Genomic DNA, 19,528 nt, shown 5'->3' with positions numbered 1-19,528 from the left:
AGTTTCGCTTCTTATATAAAAAAACCTTCCCGAACAAGTAGATTCCCGTTGGAAGGTTTTTGTGTTTATTCAAAATGCCAGACGACTGCAACCGTGCCTGCCCCGGCATGCACAGCAATTGTTGAGCTGATTTCGCCGATGAAGGTGCCCATTTGAGGAAACCTGGATAAAATTTCTTTTTCAATATCCTTTGCCTTTTCAAGGACATTCCCATGCATGATCTGAACCTGCTCTATCCTGTGTTTCTCTGCAGATTCTTCAAGAAGCTCCATCATCCGCCTTATGGCTTTTTTCTCCGAGCGCACCTTATCAAAAAGCTGGAATTCTCCATTCCGGTCAACGTGGATGATCGGCTTTACCTTTAATATGCTTCCCAGGAGATACTGAGTTCCGGACATTCTTCCGCCCTTATAGAATTGGTCAAGATTGCCCAGCAGGATATAATTCTCATACTGATTGGCTTCAAGCCTCAGTGTACGGGCGATTTCTTTCCAGTCCATATCTTTGGATTGAAGCTCGATCCCCTTATTCAGCAGTCCGGTAATGATGTAAGACATCATTTTTGAGTCTACTGTTTCGACTGGAAAGCCTGCAATCTCTGCGCCCTGCATGCAGCTGTTCAGGGTTCCGCTCAATTTGGAAGAGATGTGGACAGCGATTGCGCAGTCATAATCAGCTTTTAATTTTTCAAACAGCTCGGCGAATTTGCCGACAGAAGGCTGTGATGTTTTCGGAACTTCTTTTTCAGCTTTTAGTTTCATATATAAATCATCAGAGGATAAATCGATTCCATCCTCATAGGTGCCCGATGAAAATGCAATGGTAAGAGGCATTACATAAACATCCTGATGCTGCTCAAGCTCCTTGGTGATAAATGCTGTGCTGTCTGTAATCCAAGCTATTCGTTTATTGGTCATTTAGCCTATCCTTTTCAGAAAGTTTGTAATGATGGTGTAAGCCATTTCATTATACACGAACTTCTCTATGAATGTTTTAAAAGTTTTGTGAACGGCCTTTGGTAACTTTAAACAGAGGAAACGGCAATATTTTAAATGAAGAAAAAGGAGAAAGCAGCAGGTAGCTAGAACTATATGTTCAGAATATTCTTTTAAAAAGGAGGGGTCGTATGCAAACGGAAAATATTTGTGCCCTTGTGACTGGCGGAGCATCGGGCCTTGGGGAGGCGGCTGCAAGAAGAATACTGGATAGGGGCAGCCGGGTCTGCATCGTTGACATGGACGAGGAAAAGGGAACTAATATTCAAAAAGAGCTTGGCAGCAGCTCCCTTTTTGTGAAAGCAGATATAACTGATGCCCGGGTGGCTTCCGACGCGGTCAATTTGGCCTTTGAGAAACTGGGTTTCATTAATGTGTGCATCAATTGTGCGGGAATTGCTGCTGCTCAAAAGGTGCTTGGCAAAAAAGGGGTGCACGAACTCGATTTATTTTCTAAAGTCATATCAGTTAACTTGACAGGCACCTTCAATATGATCCGGCTGGCGGCAGAGAAAATGAAGGATAATGAACCAAATGAACAAGGGGAAAGAGGAGTTATCATCAGTACCTCATCTGTTGCAGCCTTTGAAGGGCAGATCGGGCAGGCAGCCTACAGTGCTTCCAAAGGAGGCGTGGCAAGCATGACCCTTCCGATTGCCAGGGAACTGGCTGAATACGGCGTCAGGGTGATGGCGATTGCTCCTGGTCTGTTTCATACCCCTATGTTTGATTCTTTGCCTGTGGAAGCAAAGTCTGCACTTGGAAATACAGTTCCCTTTCCCCGACGTCTTGGCTTTCCAGAAGAATTTGCAATGCTGGTACAAAGCATCATAGAAAACCCGATGCTCAATGGAGAGACCATCAGGCTTGACGGGGCAATCCGCATGCAGCCAAAGTGAAATAAAATTATTTTTGTAAGCGTTTTCCAAAAGGGGGGAAGGGGCATGGAGAAGACAACAGGATTTCTTAAAGAGGAACATCAGATTTTTCGAAAGGCGCTAAAGAAATTTCTGGAGAGGGAGGCCTATCCCTTTTACAGTCAATGGGAGCAAGAGCGGCTTATACCAAGGGATTTTTGGAGGAAGATGGGGGAGCAGGGGTTTCTGTGCCCTGATGTAGATGAGGTATACGGAGGAAGCGGTACTGACTGGGGCTTCTCCGTCATTATAAATGAAGAATTGGAAAGAGTAGGTTCAGGGCTGGTTGGCATCGGGCTGCATAATGACATAGCTGTTCCATATCTTTCTGAATTTGGTTCTGAAAAACAGAAAAACCGGTGGCTCTCCAAGTGTGCTGCCGGAGATATCATTACAGCGATTGCGATGACAGAGCCTGGTGCAGGTTCCGACCTTGCAGGCATTAGTACAACAGCGGTGGACGAAGGAGACTATTATCGTCTCAACGGGCAAAAAACATTCATTACGAACGGGATGCACGCCGATCTGGTCATTGTTGCCTGCAAGACGGATACTCATGCGGTCCCCAAACATAAGGGAATCAGCCTGCTTGCGGTTGAAAGGGGATGCGAGGGTTTTTCCAGAGGAAGAAAGCTGGATAAAATCGGCCTTCACTGCCAGGATACTGCCGAGCTTATTTTTGAAGACTGTCTTGTGCCTAAAGAAAATCTGATCGGAGAAGAGGGGAAAGGGTTTCAATATATGATGAAAAAGCTGCAGCAGGAAAGGCTTGTAGTTGCTATAGCCGCACAAGCTGCTTCAGAAGTTATGCTGGAGCTCACCTTATCTTACGTAAAAAGCAGGGAGGCCTTCGGCAGGCAGGTCGGACAATTTCAGAATACCCAATTTAAAATGGCAGAAATGGCCACTGATATCGAAATGGGCAGAAGCTTTCTGGACACCCTGAATAGGGAGCATATGCATGGCAAGGATATCACCCAAAAAGTTTCAATGGCTAAATGGAAGCTGACCGACAATGCCAGAAGGATAGCTTCTGAATGCCTTCAGCTTCATGGCGGCTATGGTTATATGGAAGAATATGAGATTGCGAGAAGGTACAGGGATATCCCGGTTGCGAGCATTTATGCCGGTACCAATGAAATCATGAAATCAATCATAGCCAAAGGGCTTGGCCTTTAGAAACACGAGAAAGAAAGGTGATGGGCGGATGAGGGAAGCTGTTATCATTGAAGCTGTGCGGACGCCGATTGGAAAGAAAAACGGCATTTTGAAGAATATCAGGCCAGATGAGCTGGCTGCTTTCATATTGAATAAGCTGACTGAGAGGGCGGGCCTCGATCCTTCTTTTGTTGATGATGTTATTGTGGGCTGTGTCAGCCAAACCGGGGAGCAGGCCGGTGATATAGCGAGGATTGCCTCTTTGATTGCCGGATTCCCTGTTGAGGTACCCGGTGTTTCCATTGACAGGCAGTGCGGTTCAAGCCAGCAGGCAGTCCATTTTGCAGCGCAGGCCATATTAGCGGGAGATATGGATATCGTAATAGCCGGCGGAGTGGAGAGCATGTCCCGTGTTCCGATTGGCTCGAGCTTTCAGGGAGCCAAATTAAGTGAAAATCTTAAAAGGAAGCATGAGATGATCCACCAGGGCCTTTCAGCAGAGAGAATCGCAGAAAAATACGGATTCTCCCGGCAGCAGCTTGATGAATATTCTCTCAAAAGCCACGAGAAAGCGCTAAAAGCACAGGCAGAGGGCAGATTTGAAAGTGAGATTGCACCAATCGAGGCGGTGCAGGATGATGGGACAATGCTTGTTGCATCAGAGGATTCCGGCCCGCGGAGGGACACATCGCTTGAGCTGCTGGGAACCTTGAAGCCGGCATTCATGGAGAACGGCAGGATTCACGCAGGCAATTCCAGCCAGATAAGCGATGGGGCAGCGGCCCTCTTGATCATGTCAAGGGAGAGGGCAGAAAGCTTGGGGCTTCGTCCGAGGTTCCGCATCCTGACAAGAACGGTTGTAGGGTCAGATCCGACACTTATGCTGACTGGTCCGATTCCTGCAACGGAAAAGGCGCTGCGAAAAGCAGGGCTCTCAATCCGGGATATTGATATTTTCGAAGTGAATGAAGCCTTTGCTTCAGTGCCTCTTGCGTGGCTGAAGGAGACTGGAGCCGATCCTGCTAAGCTGAATCCAAATGGCGGAGCCATTGCACTCGGCCATCCGCTCGGCGCAAGCGGCGCCAGGATCATGGCAGGACTGATTTCCGAACTGGAAAGGACAGGAGGAAGGTACGGGCTGCAGACGATGTGCGAAGGCTATGGAATGGCAAATGCGACCATCATAGAACGATTGTGACAGACTGGAAAGGTTCTGAAAAAAAAGTTCAGGAGGTACGCAATGACAGTGACGATAGGAAGGATTTTAGATCTTGCTGTAATGAAATTTCCGTCAAAAGAGGCCGTATACGATGTCAGGAGTAACAGGCGTTACACTTATAGTGAATGGAATATGCGCATCAACCGGGTCGCACATGCGCTTGCTGCTGAAGGTGTCAGCAAGGGAGACAGGGTTTCTGTTTTTTTATATAACACAGAGGAATTGGCGGCAGTCTTTTTCGCCTGTGCTAAAATCGGGGCCGTTTTTAATCCAATCAATTTCCGCCTCCAGGCTGAAGAAACAGCATATATCCTAAGAGATGCACGCCCGAAGGTTCTTGTTTTTGAGAAGGCTCTTGAAAGCGTGGTTTCCACTATTGAAGAACAATTTCCTGCAACTGCTTTCTGGTATATTGATGACGAACCGCCTTCCTATGCGGCCTCCTTTGATAAAAAAGTCTCTCAAGCCTCTGACAGCCCTGTTTTTGCTGATGTCAGCGAAAATGATGATTATGCAATCATGTATACAAGCGGAACGACCGGCCGGCCTAAAGGAGTGATCCATACACACAGGCATATGGCTGAACAGAGCATGACAGTGATCGCAGCAACAAAGCTTGAACCATCCGATAAAGGGCTGGTCACAGCACCGATGTTTCATTGTGCAGAGCTGCATTGCGCCTTTCTTCCCCGTATCCATGTTGGTGCTGGAAATGTCATCCTTCATCAGTTTAATCCGAAAAAGGTGCTTCAGCTGATTGAGGAGGAGGGGGTCACTAAATTTTTTGCCGCCCCTACAATGTGGAATATGCTATTGCAGGAAGATCTGCTGGCTTACTGCCTGGACAGCCTGAAGCTTGGCCTTTACGGGGCGGCCCCGATGGCCCCTGCACTTGTTAAGCTGTGCAGGGAGAAGCTTGGGATCTTATTGGTCCAGGCTTACGGAATGACAGAGATGGGGCCGGCCATCACCTTCCTTTCTGAGCATGATCAGCTTTCTAAAGCAGGCTCTGCCGGCCAGGCATGCCTGAATCATGAAATCAGGATTGTCAGACCGAACGATAATGGTCCATCAGATCCTGAACATATCCTCCCGGCAGGGGAGTCAGGGGAAATTATCGTGAGGGGCCCAAGTATGATGAAAGGCTATTACAATATGGAAGAAGCGACAGAAAAAGCTTTATATAAAGGATGGTACCATTCAGGCGACATCGGTGCTCTCGATGAAGAAGGCTATCTATGGGTAAGGGACAGGGTGGATGATATGATCATCAGCGGCGGTGAAAATATCTATCCGAGGGAAATTGAGGATGTGCTGTTTGAACATAGCGGAGTACTGGATGCAGCAGTCATCGGCCAGCCGAATGACAGGTGGGGAGAGACTGTGACGGCATTCGTTGTAAAAAAAGATCCTTCAGTTACAGAGGAAGAATTGGACAGCTGGTGCAAGGAAAGCAGCAGGCTCGCCAATTATAAGCGGCCGAGAAAATACATCTTCTGTGAAAGCCTGCCGCGTAATGCAAGCGGAAAGCTGCAGAAATTTGTTTTGAGGAGTGAATTGTCCCAATCAGCACAAACATGAAAATAGGAGCTGCCTGTAAAAAGGCGGCTCCTTTACTTGTTAGAGGTGATCCTTGATCGTTAGTTTGCCTTTTCCTCTTTTGTTGACAATCAGGGTCTTTGTCTTCTCATTTACAAAAGCATAGAGGATCTCTTTAGCTGAAAGGCTGTTTTCATCCAGCTTTTTTGTCAGCCATTCTTTTGTAAGATGCAGCAGTTTTAAATTTCTGAGCTGGATCTTTCCGTCGACTATGACAGAAATAGGCAGGCCTTCATCCTGAATATTAATATTGAGATGCTCGACAGTAACAGGGGTGTTTGCCGTTTTAGGAATAACGCTGATTTCCCCGATAGGTTCCAGTACAGCGTATTCGACATCAGATACTTTTGGAAATCCTTTGCTCCGCAGGATTGATAAAACCTGTGAGACTGACAAATGCGCTTTTTCCAGCTGATCCTCAATGATTTCTCCATCCTTAATCAGGATAGAAGGCTCACCCAGAAAGAACCTGTTCCCGATTTGATTCAGGGTTAAGTAAGAAAAGCAGATATGAAGCACAACCAGGATGGCCAGGGAACCGAGGGTAGGCCAGAATTCTGTGCTGATCAAGGGTTCAGATGCGACCGTGCCGACAATGATAATGGCGACAAGGTCATAAGGTGTCATCTGGACAATGGAAGACTTCCCCATCAGCCGCATGATTGCGATCGTTACAAGGTATAATACCAGAATTTTTATAAACAGGAACAAAATGACCTCTCCCAACGCTAAAAAAGATAATGTCAGTTTTCCCAGTTTTAATCTGTTTAAGCCTTCTTTACAGTCCCTCCAGCAGTCTTTTGGCGATCCTTTCATAGTCATCCTTTGTAATGCCAGGTGCAAATTCTTCCGGAAGCTCATCAAGGTCAGGGACCGGGCCGCCCTCAGGCGTGCCGTAAATAACCTTCAATGGCTCGCCGTTTTCCGGGTTCGTCCCTTTCCATATCTGTCCTATTCCCTTGAAATCCGTGTCGCTCCATGTATAGAGGACATTGCTGAGCCCTTTTTCTTCAAACTTGCGCGCCGCATCAAAACGGGAATTGTTTAAGTCGGGAATTGGCAGCATCTTTGTTAAGTCGACGCCTGTCGCGATATCGAGCGCCTTAGCGTAGGCTAATATGTGCGTACCTCCCCTTACCAGAAGATAGCCGATCATTTCTCTGGCAACAGGATGGTCTGTCATTTCATACACCCGCATTTTATGGGTTCTGGCACCAACCTCCAGGAAAAAATTATGAAGAAGATCCAGCACGAGATTGCCGCTGCTGAACACATTGTCCCCGGTCCATGCCCTTCCCATTGAATCGCCGGGAAGACCTGTCTGGGCAGAGGCTATAAAATGATAGGTGTTCCGTGCATCTTTCCCGTTCTGCAGAGGTGCAATATCCGGATCACCAGGAAAGGTATTTCCTTTCGAGAGCAGATTAATTGCATTTGTCACAAGCTCCACATGGCCAAACTCTTCTGCGGTGATGCTGGCGACCAGATCGTAAAATGGCTTCAGTTTCTTTTTACTCCGGAAGTTAAAGGATTGAAACATATAGTTATTGAGAGTAGACATTTCGCCAAACTTGCCCCCGAGCAGTTCCTGGACGGCAGCTGCAGCATTCATGTCGCCATGAGACGGCTCAGGGAGTTCGATCGCAAGCCTGTTTATTCTTTTGAACATATTTTTCCCTCCACTGGGTTGTTAGCCTGGAAATATCCAGACAATCTGCTGAATGCGGATATAGAAAGGTGTATTGGCAGACTTGACTACCAGATGGTCCGGCAGGGCATTAATCAAGACGCCCCTTACTGATCCATGAGTTGTCTGCACCGTTATAGAATCTCCTATCAAAGAAAGGGCGGCCTGATATACATATGGATCAAAGCTTGAATTAAAAGAGACAGCTGTACCGTCCATCTTTTCAGCTCCTTTTCGCCAAAATCTATCATAAGCCTATGAGCGTCAATGAAGTTTCAGAATATGTCCGTGAAAGAAGGACAGGAGGGCGGAGGTTTTATTGGAATATAATTTTGTGTGAAACAAAAGGCAGTGGAGGAAAAAAAATCCCCCATGCCTTTCAGCAGGGGGGATAATGGTTATGCCTGATTCTTTTTTTTGGACCATTCTTCAACGTTCCAAGTCTTAGTTACCCAGTCTTCATAAAAGTCAGGCTCATGGCATACCAGCACAACAGTGCCTTTATAAGCCTTCAGCGCACGCTTCAGCTCTTCTTTTGCTGTAATATCCAGGTGGTTTGTCGGCTCGTCAAATAATAGCCAGTTGCTTTCATTCATTAGGAGTTTGCAAAGGCGGACCTTCGCCTGCTCGCCGCCGCTCAATTGATTCAGCGGGCGTGAGATATGTTCATTTTTCAGCCCGCATCTCGCCAATGCTGCACGGACCTGGTGCTGGTCAAGGCTTGGGAACTCGCTCCATACATCGTCGATCGGAGTGATGTTGCCAGCTTTTACTTCCTGTTCAAAATAGGAAGGGAATAAGAAATCCCCGCGCTCGATTTTTCCGCTGAGAGGGGAAATTTTGCCGAGCATTGTTTTCAGGAGCGTGGATTTACCCACTCCGTTGCAGCCAACGATCGCAATCTTTTCGCCTCGTTCAACTGTCATATTCAGTTTTGGAAGGAGCGGATCGGAATAGCCGATTTCAAAATCTTTGCCTTCAAATACATACCGGCTGCTGCTGCGGGATTCCTTGAATTCGAAGGCAGGCTTAACGGCAGTTTCCGGGCGGTCGATCCTTTCCATCCGGTCAAGCTGCTTCTGGCGGCTTTTTGCCCGGCCTGTTGTTGAATAGCGGGCTTTATTTTTAGAGATGAAATCTTCCTGCTTTTTAATGAACTCCTGCTGTTTTTCATATGCATTGATATGCTGATTTTTATTGATTTCAGCAAGCTCGAGGAATTTATCATAGCTGGCGGTATATCTGCTGAGCTTCGAAAATTCCAGATGGAAAATGACATTTGATACGGAATTCATGAATTCTGTATCATGGGATATCAGCATGAATGCATAAGGATATTCCTTCAGGTAGCCGGTGAGCCAGCGGATATGCTCTACATCAAGATAGTTGGTAGGCTCATCAAGCAAAAGGACCTGCGGCTGCTCGAGAAGAAGCTTGGCCAGAAGAACCTTTGTACGCTGTCCGCCGCTCAGTGCAGCAACATCGCGGTCAAGGCCGATTGCGTCAAGGCCCAGCCCCCGCGCAGCTTCCTCAATCTTGATATCAAGAGAGTAGAACCCGCCGGCATCCAGCCTGTCCTGGATTTCCCCCATCTGCTCAAGAAGCTCTTCAAGCTCTTCGGGTGCAGCGTCAGCCATCTTGGCTGTCACTTCATTAAGGGCTTTTTCCTGTTCGAATAATGGAAGGAATGCATCCTTCAGCACATCGCGCATGGTCCTGCCAGGAGTAAGGATTGTATGCTGGTCCAAATAGCCGTAATGCACATTTGGAGTCCATTCCACTTTGCCGCTGTCGTGGATCAGCTGATTGGTTATGATATTCATAAGAGTCGATTTTCCTACTCCGTTTGCGCCTACAAGTCCGACATGGTCTTCCTGCAGAAGGCGGAAGGACACATCTTTGAATAAAGTTCTATCGCCAAAAGTATGGCTTAAATGATCTACATTTAATAAACTCATCGTTTATATTCCTCGCTTTGCATGTATAATCCATTATTACATCATACTAAAAAACAATAGTGTAAACCAGGTGTGTTAGATGCCAATTATCATTAGAGGCAGTCCATTTTTCCCGGGTAAGGGGAAACAATGTTTTTGACACCCTTTATATGGCTGTTATAATAGAATGTGTTGAAAAATCCGGTATAGGGCTGCCTGCCGGAACAGAATCTTGCATTTGGTCTGGAAAGGAAAGAAAAAATCATGGATACACAATCATATAGAATTTTGCTTTATTACAAATATGTTCATATAGAAGATCCTGCGGCACAAAGAGAAGAGCACTTGAATTTCTGCAACGGCATCGGCCTTAAGGGGCGCGTGCTGATTTCTGAAGAGGGCATCAACGGCACTGTGTCAGGCACAGTGGAGCAGACACAGGCCTATATCGACATGATGGACAATCATCCTTTATTCGAAGGCACAGTTTTCAAGATTGATGAAGCAGAAGGGCATGCATTCAGAAAAATGCGCGTCAGAGTGAGAAAAGAACTAGTGAACTTGAGCCTTGAAGATGATGTCGATCCATTAAAGCTGACAGGGACACACTTAGAACCAAAAGAATTTTTTGAAAAGATGCAGGACCCTGATACTGTCGTCCTTGATGCACGAAATGACTATGAATACGACCTTGGACATTTCAAGGGGGCGATTAAGCCGGATATCCAAAATTTCCGCGACCTTCCTGAATGGATCAAGGAAAATAAAGATAAGTTTGAAGGCAAGAAGATCCTGACTTATTGTACTGGAGGCGTCCGCTGCGAAAAGTTCTCAGGATGGCTTCTAAAAGAAGGTTTTGAGGACGTCGGCCAGCTGCACGGAGGAATCGTGACGTACGGTAAAGATCCTGAGGTGCGCGGCAAGCTGTGGGACGGCCAATGCTATGTGTTCGATGACCGGATCAGCGTTCCTGTCAATCAGGAGGAGCATGTCATCGTCGGCCGCGATTATTACACAAACGAACCTTGCGAGAGGTATGTAAGATGCGCAAACCCTGAATGCAACAAGCAAATTCTGACCTCTGAAGAAAATGAGCATAAGTATCTGCGTAGCTGCAGCCATGAATGCCGGGTGCATCCGCGCAACCGCTATATCAGTGAACACGGCCTTACAGAAGAGGAAGTGTCTGAGAGAATGAAGAAGCTTGAAGAAGAAGCTGTTCAATCTTGATAAAAGACGTGCAGGAGGCTGCACGTCTTTTTTATATGGAAGTTAAGACTGAAATCCCCCGAATGTTTTAATATTCTTCACCTAAGGTCGACAGCCGCTGTTTTGCCTGGATAGTACTTTTTTTCATTTTCAGCTGCATTTTCTTTCGCAGTTATAATGTCAGGAATGATTTTAATGACGGCCGTCCTGCTTCCAAGCGAGGAGCGGTATTTTTCTAGATGGGCTTTTGGCAGAGGTGACTGGAAGTAGCCGGGTACATACTTGTCCAGCATGTTCTGCATAACCCTAGTTGCTTCATCTACATTGGCTAGCACAAATGCTTTCCCAAAAACCATTACACTCATATAAGCTGTATCTGTTTTTGCGGGGACGGGGTCGGTAAGTGTGCCAAAATCTTCGCTTACTGTAAAGCAGACATGAGGACTATTATTCAGCAGCTCCATTTTCCTTCCTTCTGAGGCTCCATGAAAATAGATACAATCATCCTGCCAAATATAATTAAGAGGCACCACATAAGGGTAAGAACTGTCATTGAGTCCAAGATATCCTGTTCTGGCCTGCTTAAGGAAGGTGCTGATTTTTTCAGGATCTTTGACTTCTAGCATTGATTGGCGCATTGGAAACATATACTCCACTCCTTAGATATTTATGGTATATTCAGATTAATATCAATTTGACCATCTTTAAAGTGACAGTTTCATATAATCTTAAAGGGTCAGATGGGAGTGTACGATGACGCCGTTTTTAGACAGGGAAAGCCAGCTGCCTTTATATGTGCAGCTATATCAGTATATCAAGTCGGAAATCGAGTCAGGAAAAATGAAGCCAGGGGAAAAGCTCCCTTCCATCCGCAAGTTTTCCCGATTTCTGGACGTAAGCAAAAATACAGTAGAAGAGGCGTATCACCAGCTGATTGCAGAAGGGTATGCCGAGAGCAGGCCGAAGAGCGGAATCGTTGTAAACAAAATAGATGAATTTCCCTTGAAACAGGTTAAAGAACAATTGCCTGTTATTTTAAAAAAAGAGCAGGCAAAACCAAAAATTGATTTTCAATATGGCCATATTGATGCAATTGCTTTCCCAGCCAGGAGATGGAAAAACGCCCTGTCTGAAGCAGCATTCGATCTCTCTTTTCTGCAATATGGAGACAAGCAAGGCCAATTGTCCCTGAGGACCGAGCTGACAGGGTATTTGTACAGATCAAGGGGGATAGAGTGCACTCCAGAACAAATCATCATCACTTCAGGAACGCAAAATAGCATTTCAGTGATTATGAGTATACTCGAGCTTCGCGGAGAAGTGATAGCGATGGAAAACCCAGGCTATGATGGGGTGAGGAAAGTGCTGATGCATCAGGGAGGAAAAGTAGAACCCGTCTCTGTGGAGGAAGATGGAATCAGTGTTGAAGAGCTTGCAGAAAAGAGGGCAAAAGCGGTTTATGTGACACCTTCCCATCAATTTCCGCTCGGTATGGTCCTATCAATCAATAAACGGCTGAAGCTGCTGAAATGGGCTGCTGAAACTGGTGGTTATATTGTGGAGGATGATTATGACAGCGAGTTCAGATATCAGGGACAGCCGATTCCGCCGCTTAAAAGTCTGGATCAAAATGATCGCGTCATTTACCTTGGGACTTTTTCAAAATCCTTTCTTCCTGCAGCCAGACTGAGCTTCATAGTTTTGCCGCCGGCCCTTATAGCTGGCTATAAAAGGGACTTCAGCCTGTACAGCCAGCCAGTCTCTCCCATAATGCAAGAAGCTGCAGCACGCTTCTTGAAGGAAGGAGACTTTGACCAGCATATCCGGAAAATGCGTGTCCTTTATCAGGCAAAGCATAAAGTGCTGCTGGAGTCGGTAAGTTCTATGATGGGAAATAAAGCGGCTGTGATTGGACAAAAGGCAGGGCTTCATATCCTCATAAAGCTGGAAGGGAGGAAAAGTGAAGAGCTTGCTGCCAAGGCTGCCAAAAATGGTGTGAAAGTGTATTCTGCGAACCAGTATTGGGCAAATGGAGATGGTGATGATTCGATCATGCTGGGATTTGGAGGACTTTCTGCCGAAGAAATTGCAGAAGGGATAAAGATTCTTACCGAGGCGTGGTTTGAATAAAGAGCAAAAGAAAAGGGCCATCCAGGCCCTTTTACAGTTCTCCTCTGACAATCGGCATACTCATACAGCGCGGGCCGCCTCTGCCGCGTGAAAGTTCAGAGCTCATGATCTCGAGCACCTCGATCCCATTTTGCCTCATCATATCATTGGAAACATAGTTGCGGTCATAGGTAACTACTACTCCAGGGGCGATTGCCAGGGTATTGGAGCCGTCATTCCATTGCTCCCTGGCTGCTGCAATGACATCTCCACCGCCGCATGGCAGGAGGACCAGTTCTGGAAGATTCAGGACTTCCTTCAGGGTTTCCACAAGGCTGTCCTTTTCTGTGATTTTCAGTTCACCAGAATTCCCCTGCTCGAGAATATAAATTTTCATTTTCCCGTCGCTGTTCTCAATCGCAGGATGATAGGTGAATTTATCATGATCAATCATTGTAAACACAGTATCCAGATGCATGAAGGCCCGTGATTTAGGAATCTCGACAGCTACTACTTTCTTAATATCCTCCTGGCGGGCAAACAATTCCCTTGCCAGCTTTTCAATTCCCTGTGCAGATGTCCTGGCACTGACACCTATAGCAGCAACTTCTCTGCTCAGCACCAGCTCATCTCCGCCTTCGAGTGTATAATGTTCATCCCGATTAAAGAAAACGGGAATATCATGCTCTTTAAAGCGAGGGTGGTGCTTGATGATATAATCCATGAAAATTGATTCGCGTCTTCTGGCCGGTTCATTCATATTGTTAATGGTTATGCCTTTGCCGATGACTGCTGCAGGATCTCTTGTAAAATATAAATTCGGCATTGGATCAAGGAAGAAAGGGTAAGAATCCGCCATGATTTCATGAAGGTGCACTTTTTCTTTTAAATCAATTTCATTCTTTCGTACCCCGGCCATCACTTTCCTCACCAGTTCATCAGCCGGCAATGAATTCAAATACTCAGAGACCGCCTCAAAAGAGCCATTTACATTGGATTGGCTTTCCATCAGGATCTGTTCCGTGAACCGGCTGCGGATTTCAGGCTGTGCAAGCGTCTCTGTCATCAGCTTATCAAGATAAAGAACTTCAATGCCCCGATTGCTCAGAACTCCTGCAAAATAATCATGTTCCTTTTGAATCGCCGGCAAATAGGGTATATCATCAAATAACAGCCTCTTTAAGTATTGAGGGGTAAGGTTTTCTACCTCCTTGCCGGGTCTGTGCAGAAGGACCGACTTTAATTCCCCTATCTCCGAAGTAACATTTAACGGATGCTTCATTTATATAACCTCCAAATATGTATACGAGCCAGTTTTGTCTGGTTTCATGTCTACTGTTCATTTTCCTTTAAAGCAATGTGAGTAAACTAATCAATTTTTTGTATGTTTATTCAAAAGTTGTTAAGCGAAAAGCCAAGATAACAGTGAAAATACTGCTTCTTTTGGTACCTGCTGCAGCAAAGATTGGCAGTTTAATGTCTGCTGGTGCGCTGTTTATAGGACTTTCTCATTATTTACCAAAAAATATATGTAAATTCTTGTTTATTTTTCTAATTCTCTATATTACTATTTAACTTTATGTATTATAATGTTGGAGAATAGAAGAAATTTGACAATCTTTTCTTCTTGATTCGACAGCAATCTTAGAAATAGAAATGAGGGTAATACAGTGGGCATTATAAATGAAGATCGTTTCATTGAAACAGTCCACATGAAAGGCTTGCAGATTTCCCTGATCGCATCTGGCGATGGTACAGAGGTTATATATCATAAGCTGCATGCCGATACGAGATGGGGCCTTGAACCACAGGAAGATTGGAATGCTATGGAATTTATACATATTCTTTCAGGAGAGCTGATTCTCCAATCAGATAATCCTAAGAAATCGTATAAAGCTGGAGATTCCTTTTATAAAACTCCTGTCAAGGAGCATTATTACTTTCAGGCTGAAGAAACGACAGAATTCTTATATGTTACATCCCAGCCGGTTTTCCACCATTACAGCATGATAACTAAAAACCTGATGGATCTGGCTGTATCAATAGAAGAAAAAGATGGATACACCGTTGACCACTGCAGCAGGATTAATAAGCTGTCTATGTTGTTTGGTGAATATTTGGGTTTTAATTCCAAACAGCTGATGAGTCTAAATATAGCCTCCTTTCTGCATGATGTTGGCAAGTTGAAAATACCTCTTGAGATCTTGAGAAAGCCAGGGAAATTGACTAATGAGGAATGGGAAATCATGAAAAAACATTCCGAGTTCGGGAAAGAAATTCTTGAGCAGACTGGCCTGCCAATCTTAATTCAGGCAGGAAAGATAGTAGAGCAGCATCATGAAAGACATGATGGCAAGGGCTATCCATACGGACTGAAAGGCGAAGAAATTTCCGTCGAAGCTTCTATTATAGCAGTTGTAGATTCCTATGATGCCATCATAAGCGATAGAGTCTATCGAAAAGGAAAAACAAAAGATGAGGCATTACAAGAAATACTCAGATGCAAAGGAACTATGTACAATCCGTACATTGTTGATATTTTCCTTAAAATGAAAGACAAAATTTAAAAAGGGGGAAAAATAATGAAAAAGATCAGCGTTTTGGTCATGGCACTATTAATTGGTGCAGTTTTCAGCATTAAGCCTGCAGAAGCAGCTTATCTGCCTGAGTACGACAAATATGTAGAGGTATCTTATGATGAAGCAAGAGCGATTGCTGATATGCTTGGATTACAGGGTATCGAGCTCGGAGAGGAAACAGCCCAAATTACTTTTGAAGCTCAAGAGAAAATTATCAAGAAGCTTGAAAAATTACTTAAAACTGAAATTGACCATTATTATGTATGGCTGACAGTTGATGGTGAAAAAGTTTTAGGATTTGATCCTCCAGTACCACAATACTAAGAAGAAACTTGCCTGATTTAATTTCAGGCAAGTTTTTTTTTAATATAAAATTAACAATTTAAAGAGACAATAAAACTAGCAGTTGAAAGACATATCTAATACAAAAATCATCAATTAGGTCAGGTAGAATTATTCATTCAAAGGGCAGTTTCCTAATCAAAAGAAGTTTGGTTTTACATAGAATAAATGTCATTAAAACCTGTTGATTGTAGTGGAAGGCACGAAGACTCCTGCGGGAAATAGCGGCAAAGCTGAGACCCCGCATGAGCAAAGCGAAGAGGAGGCTCAGCGCCGCCCCGCGGAAAGCGAAGTGCCTGTAACGAAAATCAGCAGCCCCATTTTTCAGCCAAAATTGAAGACAAATGGCATTTTGATCTGTCTTCAATTCTGAGGAAGCTTGAAGGTTTCCTCTTTAATTTACAACTAAGATTAATTCCTATTGGGAAAAATAAAAGCACCTTCTATATTGTCCTTTTCATGTGTACAATTCAATCAAATATGTTAAAGTAATCAGTATGGAACTCCTTGATATACAAGTCTTTTTCGAATGTCGAAATGTCTTTATGAGGAGTACAGATGTATATTTACAGATGACATTAAATTCTATATAAAGAGAGGGATTATTATGTCCAGCAAAACCTTGGATAGCTTTTTAAATGAAAATCTCGAGGATCTGAAAAGCAGGGGCCTTTATAATGTAATTGACCCGCTGGAAAGCCCGAACGGTCCAATGATCAAAATTAATGGAAGAGAATTAATTAATTTATCCTCAAATAATTACCTGGGCCTTGCTACAAGCGACAGGCTCAAAAATAGTGCCAAAAAGGCAATTGATACATACGGTGTAGGAGCAGGTGCTGTCAGGACAATCAACGGCACAATGGATATCCATATCAAATTGGAAGAAAAACTGGCAGAATTCAAGCATACAGAAGCAGCCATTGCTTACCAATCAGGCTTTAACTGTAATATGGCTGCCATCTCTGCAGTCATGGACAAAAATGATGCTATTCTTTCCGATGAACTGAACCACGCTTCCATCATTGACGGCTGCAGGCTGTCCCGTGCGAAAATCATCCGCTTCAACCACTCTGATATGGAAGATCTGCGTGCGAAAGCAAAGGAAGCGACAGAGTCCGGACAATATAATAAAGTCATGGTCATCACCGATGGAGTATTCTCCATGGATGGAGATATTGCGAAGCTCCCTGAAATCGTGGAAATAGCTGAAGAGTTCGACCTGATCACATATGTTGACGATGCACATGGATCTGGTGTACTCGGCAAAGGCGCAGGTACAGTTAAACATTTTGGATTATCCGATAAAGTGGACTTCCAAATCGGTACGCTCTCCAAGGCCATTGGAGTTGTCGGCGGATATGTGGCCGGGAAGAAACAGCTGATTGACTGGCTGAAAGTCAGAAGCCGCCCATTCTTATTTTCAACGTCCCTTACACCTGCAGATGTAGCTGCTTGCATCGAATCTATTAGCATCCTTATGGAAAGCACTGAGCTGAACGAGAAGCTTTGGGAAAATGCCGATTATCTGAAAAAGGGGCTGAAGGAGCTCGGCTTCAATATTGGAGACAGTGAAACGCCTATCACTCCTTGCATTATCGGGGATGAAGTGGCTACCCAGGAATTCAGCAAACGATTAAATGATGAAGGCGTTTATGCTAAATCAATCGTGTTCCCAACTGTTCCGCGGGGCACCGGGCGTGTCCGCAATATGCCAACAGCTGCACATACGAAGGATATGCTGGACCAGGCACTTTCGATCTACAAAAAGGTCGGCAAGGAAATGGGTATCATTTAAGAATCAAATATAGATATGAAACGACGGATTTAGGTGGAGGAAAACGATGAAAAAGATCTTTATTACAGGTGCTCTTGGCCAGATCGGTTCAGAGCTGACTGTCAAGCTTAGAAATATATATGGAACCGATAATGTCATTGCAACTGATATCCGCAGGAATGATTCTGAGGCGGCCCAGTCCGGCCCTTTTGAAATCGTGGATGTTACGGATGCTAAATCTATGTTTGATACAGCAAAGAAGCATAATGCTGATACAGTCATTCATATGGCAGCATTGCTGTCTGCGACGGCTGAGGCAAACCCGGTTTTTGCGTGGAACCTTAATATGGGCGGCCTGATGAATGCACTGGAAGCTGCACGGGAGCTGAATAGCCAGTTCTTTACGCCAAGCTCAATCGGCGCTTTCGGTCCATCTACGCCAAAGGATTCTACTCCGCAGGATACCATTCAGCGTCCAACGACAATGTACGGGGTCAATAAAGTTGCCGGCGAGCTCCTTTGCGATTATTATTTTCATAAATTCGGCCTGGATACGAGAGGCTTGCGCTTCCCAGGCCTGATCTCTTATGTGACTCCTCCAGGCGGCGGGACTACCGATTATGCTGTGGAAATTTATTATAAAGCGATCGAAGAAGGCAAGTACACCTCTTATATCGATAAAGGGACATATATGGATATGATGTATATGCCGGATGCCCTTGATGCTATTATCAATTTGATGGAAGCTGATGCAGGCCGGCTCAAGCACCGCAACTCATTCAATGTTGCGGCAATGAGCTTTGAGCCTGAAGAGATTGCTGAAGCCATCCGCCAGCATATTCCTTCATTTGAACTTAGCTATGAAGTGGATCCAGTCCGCCAGGCAATTGCTGACAGCTGGCCGAATTCAATAGATTGCACAGCAGCAAAAGAAGAATGGGGCTTTAAGGCTGAATACGATCTTGCTAAAATGACGGCAGATATGCTGGAAAAGCTGAAAGTTATAACCGTTTAATCAGGTGAAAAAAGCTGGCAGGAGACCATCTCCGCCAGCTTTTTCTATATGAAGCAATTATTCCGCTACTATTCCAAAGAACTCTTTTAGCGCCACCAGTTTTGAAGTCTTGTCTAAATCTGTTTTAGACTTTTCCCCGTTCTCTGTTTTTACCAGTGTGTGCCCTGATAGCGTGATTCTTCCGTTTACTGTGGCAATCGTAATAATATCATCTTTGGTGAATGGCGATTCTGCTGACGTTTGATTGAAGCTGCAGGAACCTTGGAAAAAATCCAAGTCTCTTTTTTCATCAGTAAACCGGTACTTGATGACCCATTCCCCGCTGGCATAATGCATCAAATCGTAGCAGCCGCCTCCCAGACTCCTGACTTTATATTTACCGCTCGCATCCTCCTTCTCAGTGCCATCAAGCGGTATAGGCTGCCTGGCAGAGTCCCCGAAGCCTACATCTGTCAAATACGGCTGGTCTAGATAGACCAGTATGGCAGCATGGCTGTTTTCCCTGGCCCATCCGCCCGGTGTTTTGACTGTACCGGAGATAAGGGCTGAGCTGTAGCCCATCTTGGAAAGAAGGGTTTGGAAAAGGCCGTTCAGCTCATAGCAAAAACCGCCCCTGTTGTTTTCCACTACTTTTTTGTAAAACTGATCCCTGTCCAAACTGATCGGGACCTTCCTGATAACATCCAGATTTTCAAAAGGTATGCTTAGCATATGCCTTTTTTGCAGATGTGCCAGCGCTTCCAGTCCCGGTTCCTTTATATCTGCCTTAATCCTGGCTAGATAACGGTCAATATTCATATATTTTCACCTTCTATGCTAAAAAAAATTAGATTTATACTGTATCGGGCTGGTCCCTATTACTATTCTAACATGCTGTCCGATATAAGGATCGTATACTGCCTGCTGTCTGTTTAGCCTTTATAAATCTAACAGCTCATGTTCTAAAAAAAGTATGCTGTATTTCGATTGCGCGAAGCCCATATTC

Annotated in this window: 18 protein-coding genes; 10 read left to right on the top strand and 8 right to left on the bottom strand. The window is 44.9% G+C overall.

Going from position 1 to position 19,528, the window contains the following annotated elements:
* Positions 1–65 precede the first annotated feature (65 nt).
* Positions 66–917 carry a DegV family protein gene (locus Q9R36_RS01180; protein ID WP_311224407.1) on the bottom strand — a complete coding sequence of 284 codons (852 nt, stop codon included), beginning with the start codon at positions 915–917 and terminating at the stop codon, positions 66–68.
* A 209-nt stretch (positions 918–1,126) separates the two neighbouring features.
* Here Q9R36_RS01180 and Q9R36_RS01175 point away from each other — a divergent pair, with 209 nt between their 5' ends.
* Genes Q9R36_RS01175 through Q9R36_RS01160 form a run of 4 tightly spaced genes read left to right on the top strand, consistent with a single transcriptional unit; the run spans position 1,127 to position 5,870 of the window.
* Positions 1,127–1,894, top strand: coding sequence for a 3-hydroxyacyl-CoA dehydrogenase (locus tag Q9R36_RS01175; RefSeq protein ID WP_311224406.1), 768 nt, complete (start codon positions 1,127–1,129; stop codon positions 1,892–1,894).
* Between the two features lie 45 nt (positions 1,895–1,939).
* The gene (locus Q9R36_RS01170) at positions 1,940–3,091 is read left to right on the top strand and encodes an acyl-CoA dehydrogenase family protein (RefSeq protein WP_101547677.1); all 1,152 of its coding nucleotides are present in this window, start codon (positions 1,940–1,942) and stop codon (positions 3,089–3,091) included.
* Positions 3,092–3,119: 28 nt separating this feature from the next.
* Entirely contained in the window at positions 3,120–4,268 is a 1,149-nt protein-coding gene (locus tag Q9R36_RS01165) for a thiolase family protein (RefSeq protein WP_101547678.1), read from the top strand.
* A 42-nt stretch (positions 4,269–4,310) separates the two neighbouring features.
* Positions 4,311–5,870 (top strand): fatty acid--CoA ligase, encoded by a 1,560-nt coding sequence (locus Q9R36_RS01160; protein WP_101547679.1) that lies wholly within the window; start codon positions 4,311–4,313, stop codon positions 5,868–5,870.
* Between the two features lie 39 nt (positions 5,871–5,909).
* Here Q9R36_RS01160 and Q9R36_RS01155 read toward each other — a convergent pair whose 3' ends face one another.
* The 4 genes from Q9R36_RS01155 to Q9R36_RS01140 form a co-directional block, all read right to left on the bottom strand.
* Entirely contained in the window at positions 5,910–6,599 is a 690-nt protein-coding gene (locus Q9R36_RS01155) for a DUF421 domain-containing protein (RefSeq protein ID WP_101547680.1), read from the bottom strand.
* A 67-nt stretch (positions 6,600–6,666) separates the two neighbouring features.
* The gene (locus Q9R36_RS01150; RefSeq protein WP_101547681.1) at positions 6,667–7,557 is read right to left on the bottom strand and encodes a manganese catalase family protein; all 891 of its coding nucleotides are present in this window, start codon (positions 7,555–7,557) and stop codon (positions 6,667–6,669) included.
* A 21-nt stretch (positions 7,558–7,578) separates the two neighbouring features.
* Positions 7,579–7,794 (bottom strand): YuzF family protein, encoded by a 216-nt coding sequence (locus Q9R36_RS01145; RefSeq protein ID WP_101547682.1) that lies wholly within the window; start codon positions 7,792–7,794, stop codon positions 7,579–7,581.
* Positions 7,795–7,973: 179 nt separating this feature from the next.
* Complete coding sequence (locus Q9R36_RS01140; RefSeq protein WP_101547683.1) at positions 7,974–9,533, bottom strand: ABC-F family ATP-binding cassette domain-containing protein; 1,560 nt, start codon at positions 9,531–9,533, stop codon at positions 7,974–7,976.
* 243 nt (positions 9,534–9,776) lie between these two features.
* Here Q9R36_RS01140 and trhO point away from each other — a divergent pair, with 243 nt between their 5' ends.
* Complete coding sequence (gene trhO / locus Q9R36_RS01135; RefSeq protein ID WP_101547684.1) at positions 9,777–10,742, top strand: oxygen-dependent tRNA uridine(34) hydroxylase TrhO; 966 nt, start codon at positions 9,777–9,779, stop codon at positions 10,740–10,742.
* Between the two features lie 77 nt (positions 10,743–10,819).
* Here trhO and Q9R36_RS01130 read toward each other — a convergent pair whose 3' ends face one another.
* Positions 10,820–11,368 (bottom strand): pyridoxamine 5'-phosphate oxidase family protein, encoded by a 549-nt coding sequence (locus Q9R36_RS01130; protein WP_101547685.1) that lies wholly within the window; start codon positions 11,366–11,368, stop codon positions 10,820–10,822.
* A 106-nt stretch (positions 11,369–11,474) separates the two neighbouring features.
* Here Q9R36_RS01130 and pdxR point away from each other — a divergent pair, with 106 nt between their 5' ends.
* Positions 11,475–12,851, top strand: coding sequence for a MocR-like pyridoxine biosynthesis transcription factor PdxR (pdxR, locus tag Q9R36_RS01125; RefSeq protein ID WP_101547686.1), 1,377 nt, complete (start codon positions 11,475–11,477; stop codon positions 12,849–12,851).
* 31 nt (positions 12,852–12,882) lie between these two features.
* Here pdxR and arcA read toward each other — a convergent pair whose 3' ends face one another.
* Complete coding sequence (gene arcA / locus Q9R36_RS01120; protein WP_101547687.1) at positions 12,883–14,112, bottom strand: arginine deiminase; 1,230 nt, start codon at positions 14,110–14,112, stop codon at positions 12,883–12,885.
* Positions 14,113–14,500: 388 nt separating this feature from the next.
* On the opposite strand from arcA, the gene Q9R36_RS01115 reads away from it, so the two are divergent.
* The 4 genes from Q9R36_RS01115 (at position 14,501) to Q9R36_RS01100 (ending at position 18,543) form a co-directional block, all read left to right on the top strand.
* Positions 14,501–15,397 (top strand): HD domain-containing phosphohydrolase, encoded by an 897-nt coding sequence (locus tag Q9R36_RS01115; protein ID WP_101547688.1) that lies wholly within the window; start codon positions 14,501–14,503, stop codon positions 15,395–15,397.
* A 15-nt stretch (positions 15,398–15,412) separates the two neighbouring features.
* A complete protein-coding gene (locus Q9R36_RS01110) occupies positions 15,413–15,733 on the top strand; it encodes an 8-amino-7-oxononanoate synthase (protein WP_165352537.1) in 321 nt (106 codons plus the stop codon).
* A 625-nt stretch (positions 15,734–16,358) separates the two neighbouring features.
* Positions 16,359–17,549 carry a glycine C-acetyltransferase gene (locus tag Q9R36_RS01105; protein ID WP_101547689.1) on the top strand — a complete coding sequence of 397 codons (1,191 nt, stop codon included), beginning with the start codon at positions 16,359–16,361 and terminating at the stop codon, positions 17,547–17,549.
* A 46-nt stretch (positions 17,550–17,595) separates the two neighbouring features.
* Positions 17,596–18,543: an L-threonine 3-dehydrogenase gene (locus Q9R36_RS01100; RefSeq protein WP_101547690.1), complete on the top strand. Its 948-nt coding sequence runs from the start codon at positions 17,596–17,598 to the stop codon at positions 18,541–18,543.
* Positions 18,544–18,600: 57 nt separating this feature from the next.
* Here Q9R36_RS01100 and Q9R36_RS01095 read toward each other — a convergent pair whose 3' ends face one another.
* The gene (locus tag Q9R36_RS01095; RefSeq protein ID WP_129612248.1) at positions 18,601–19,341 is read right to left on the bottom strand and encodes an arylamine N-acetyltransferase family protein; all 741 of its coding nucleotides are present in this window, start codon (positions 19,339–19,341) and stop codon (positions 18,601–18,603) included.
* Positions 19,342–19,528: the final 187 nt, after the last annotated feature.

This window comes from Bacillus sp. AG4(2022), from assembly GCF_031844465.1.
Classification (GTDB): domain Bacteria; phylum Bacillota; class Bacilli; order Bacillales; family Cytobacillaceae; genus Bacillus_AB; species Bacillus_AB infantis.
This window is presented reverse-complemented; position numbering and strand designations above follow the sequence as displayed.

Bases quoted from the DNA above. Each gene is read 5' to 3' on its own strand.
- Q9R36_RS01180 (WP_311224407.1), bottom strand. From the start codon at position 917: ATGACCAATAAACGAATAGCTTGGATTACAGACAGCACAGCATTTATC.
- Q9R36_RS01175 (WP_311224406.1), top strand. From the start codon at position 1,127: ATGCAAACGGAAAATATTTGTGCCCTTGTGACTGGCGGAGCATCGGGC.
- Q9R36_RS01170 (WP_101547677.1), top strand. From the start codon at position 1,940: ATGGAGAAGACAACAGGATTTCTTAAAGAGGAACATCAGATTTTTCGA.
- Q9R36_RS01165 (WP_101547678.1), top strand. From the start codon at position 3,120: ATGAGGGAAGCTGTTATCATTGAAGCTGTGCGGACGCCGATTGGAAAG.
- Q9R36_RS01160 (WP_101547679.1), top strand. From the start codon at position 4,311: ATGACAGTGACGATAGGAAGGATTTTAGATCTTGCTGTAATGAAATTT.
- Q9R36_RS01150 (WP_101547681.1), bottom strand. From the start codon at position 7,557: ATGTTCAAAAGAATAAACAGGCTTGCGATCGAACTCCCTGAGCCGTCT.
- Q9R36_RS01145 (WP_101547682.1), bottom strand. From the start codon at position 7,794: ATGGACGGTACAGCTGTCTCTTTTAATTCAAGCTTTGATCCATATGTA.
- Q9R36_RS01140 (WP_101547683.1), bottom strand. From the start codon at position 9,533: ATGAGTTTATTAAATGTAGATCATTTAAGCCATACTTTTGGCGATAGA.
- trhO (WP_101547684.1), top strand. From the start codon at position 9,777: ATGGATACACAATCATATAGAATTTTGCTTTATTACAAATATGTTCAT.
- Q9R36_RS01130 (WP_101547685.1), bottom strand. From the start codon at position 11,368: ATGTTTCCAATGCGCCAATCAATGCTAGAAGTCAAAGATCCTGAAAAA.
- pdxR (WP_101547686.1), top strand. From the start codon at position 11,475: ATGACGCCGTTTTTAGACAGGGAAAGCCAGCTGCCTTTATATGTGCAG.
- arcA (WP_101547687.1), bottom strand. From the start codon at position 14,112: ATGAAGCATCCGTTAAATGTTACTTCGGAGATAGGGGAATTAAAGTCG.
- Q9R36_RS01110 (WP_165352537.1), top strand. From the start codon at position 15,413: ATGAAAAAGATCAGCGTTTTGGTCATGGCACTATTAATTGGTGCAGTT.
- Q9R36_RS01105 (WP_101547689.1), top strand. From the start codon at position 16,359: ATGTCCAGCAAAACCTTGGATAGCTTTTTAAATGAAAATCTCGAGGAT.
- Q9R36_RS01100 (WP_101547690.1), top strand. From the start codon at position 17,596: ATGAAAAAGATCTTTATTACAGGTGCTCTTGGCCAGATCGGTTCAGAG.
- Q9R36_RS01095 (WP_129612248.1), bottom strand. From the start codon at position 19,341: ATGAATATTGACCGTTATCTAGCCAGGATTAAGGCAGATATAAAGGAA.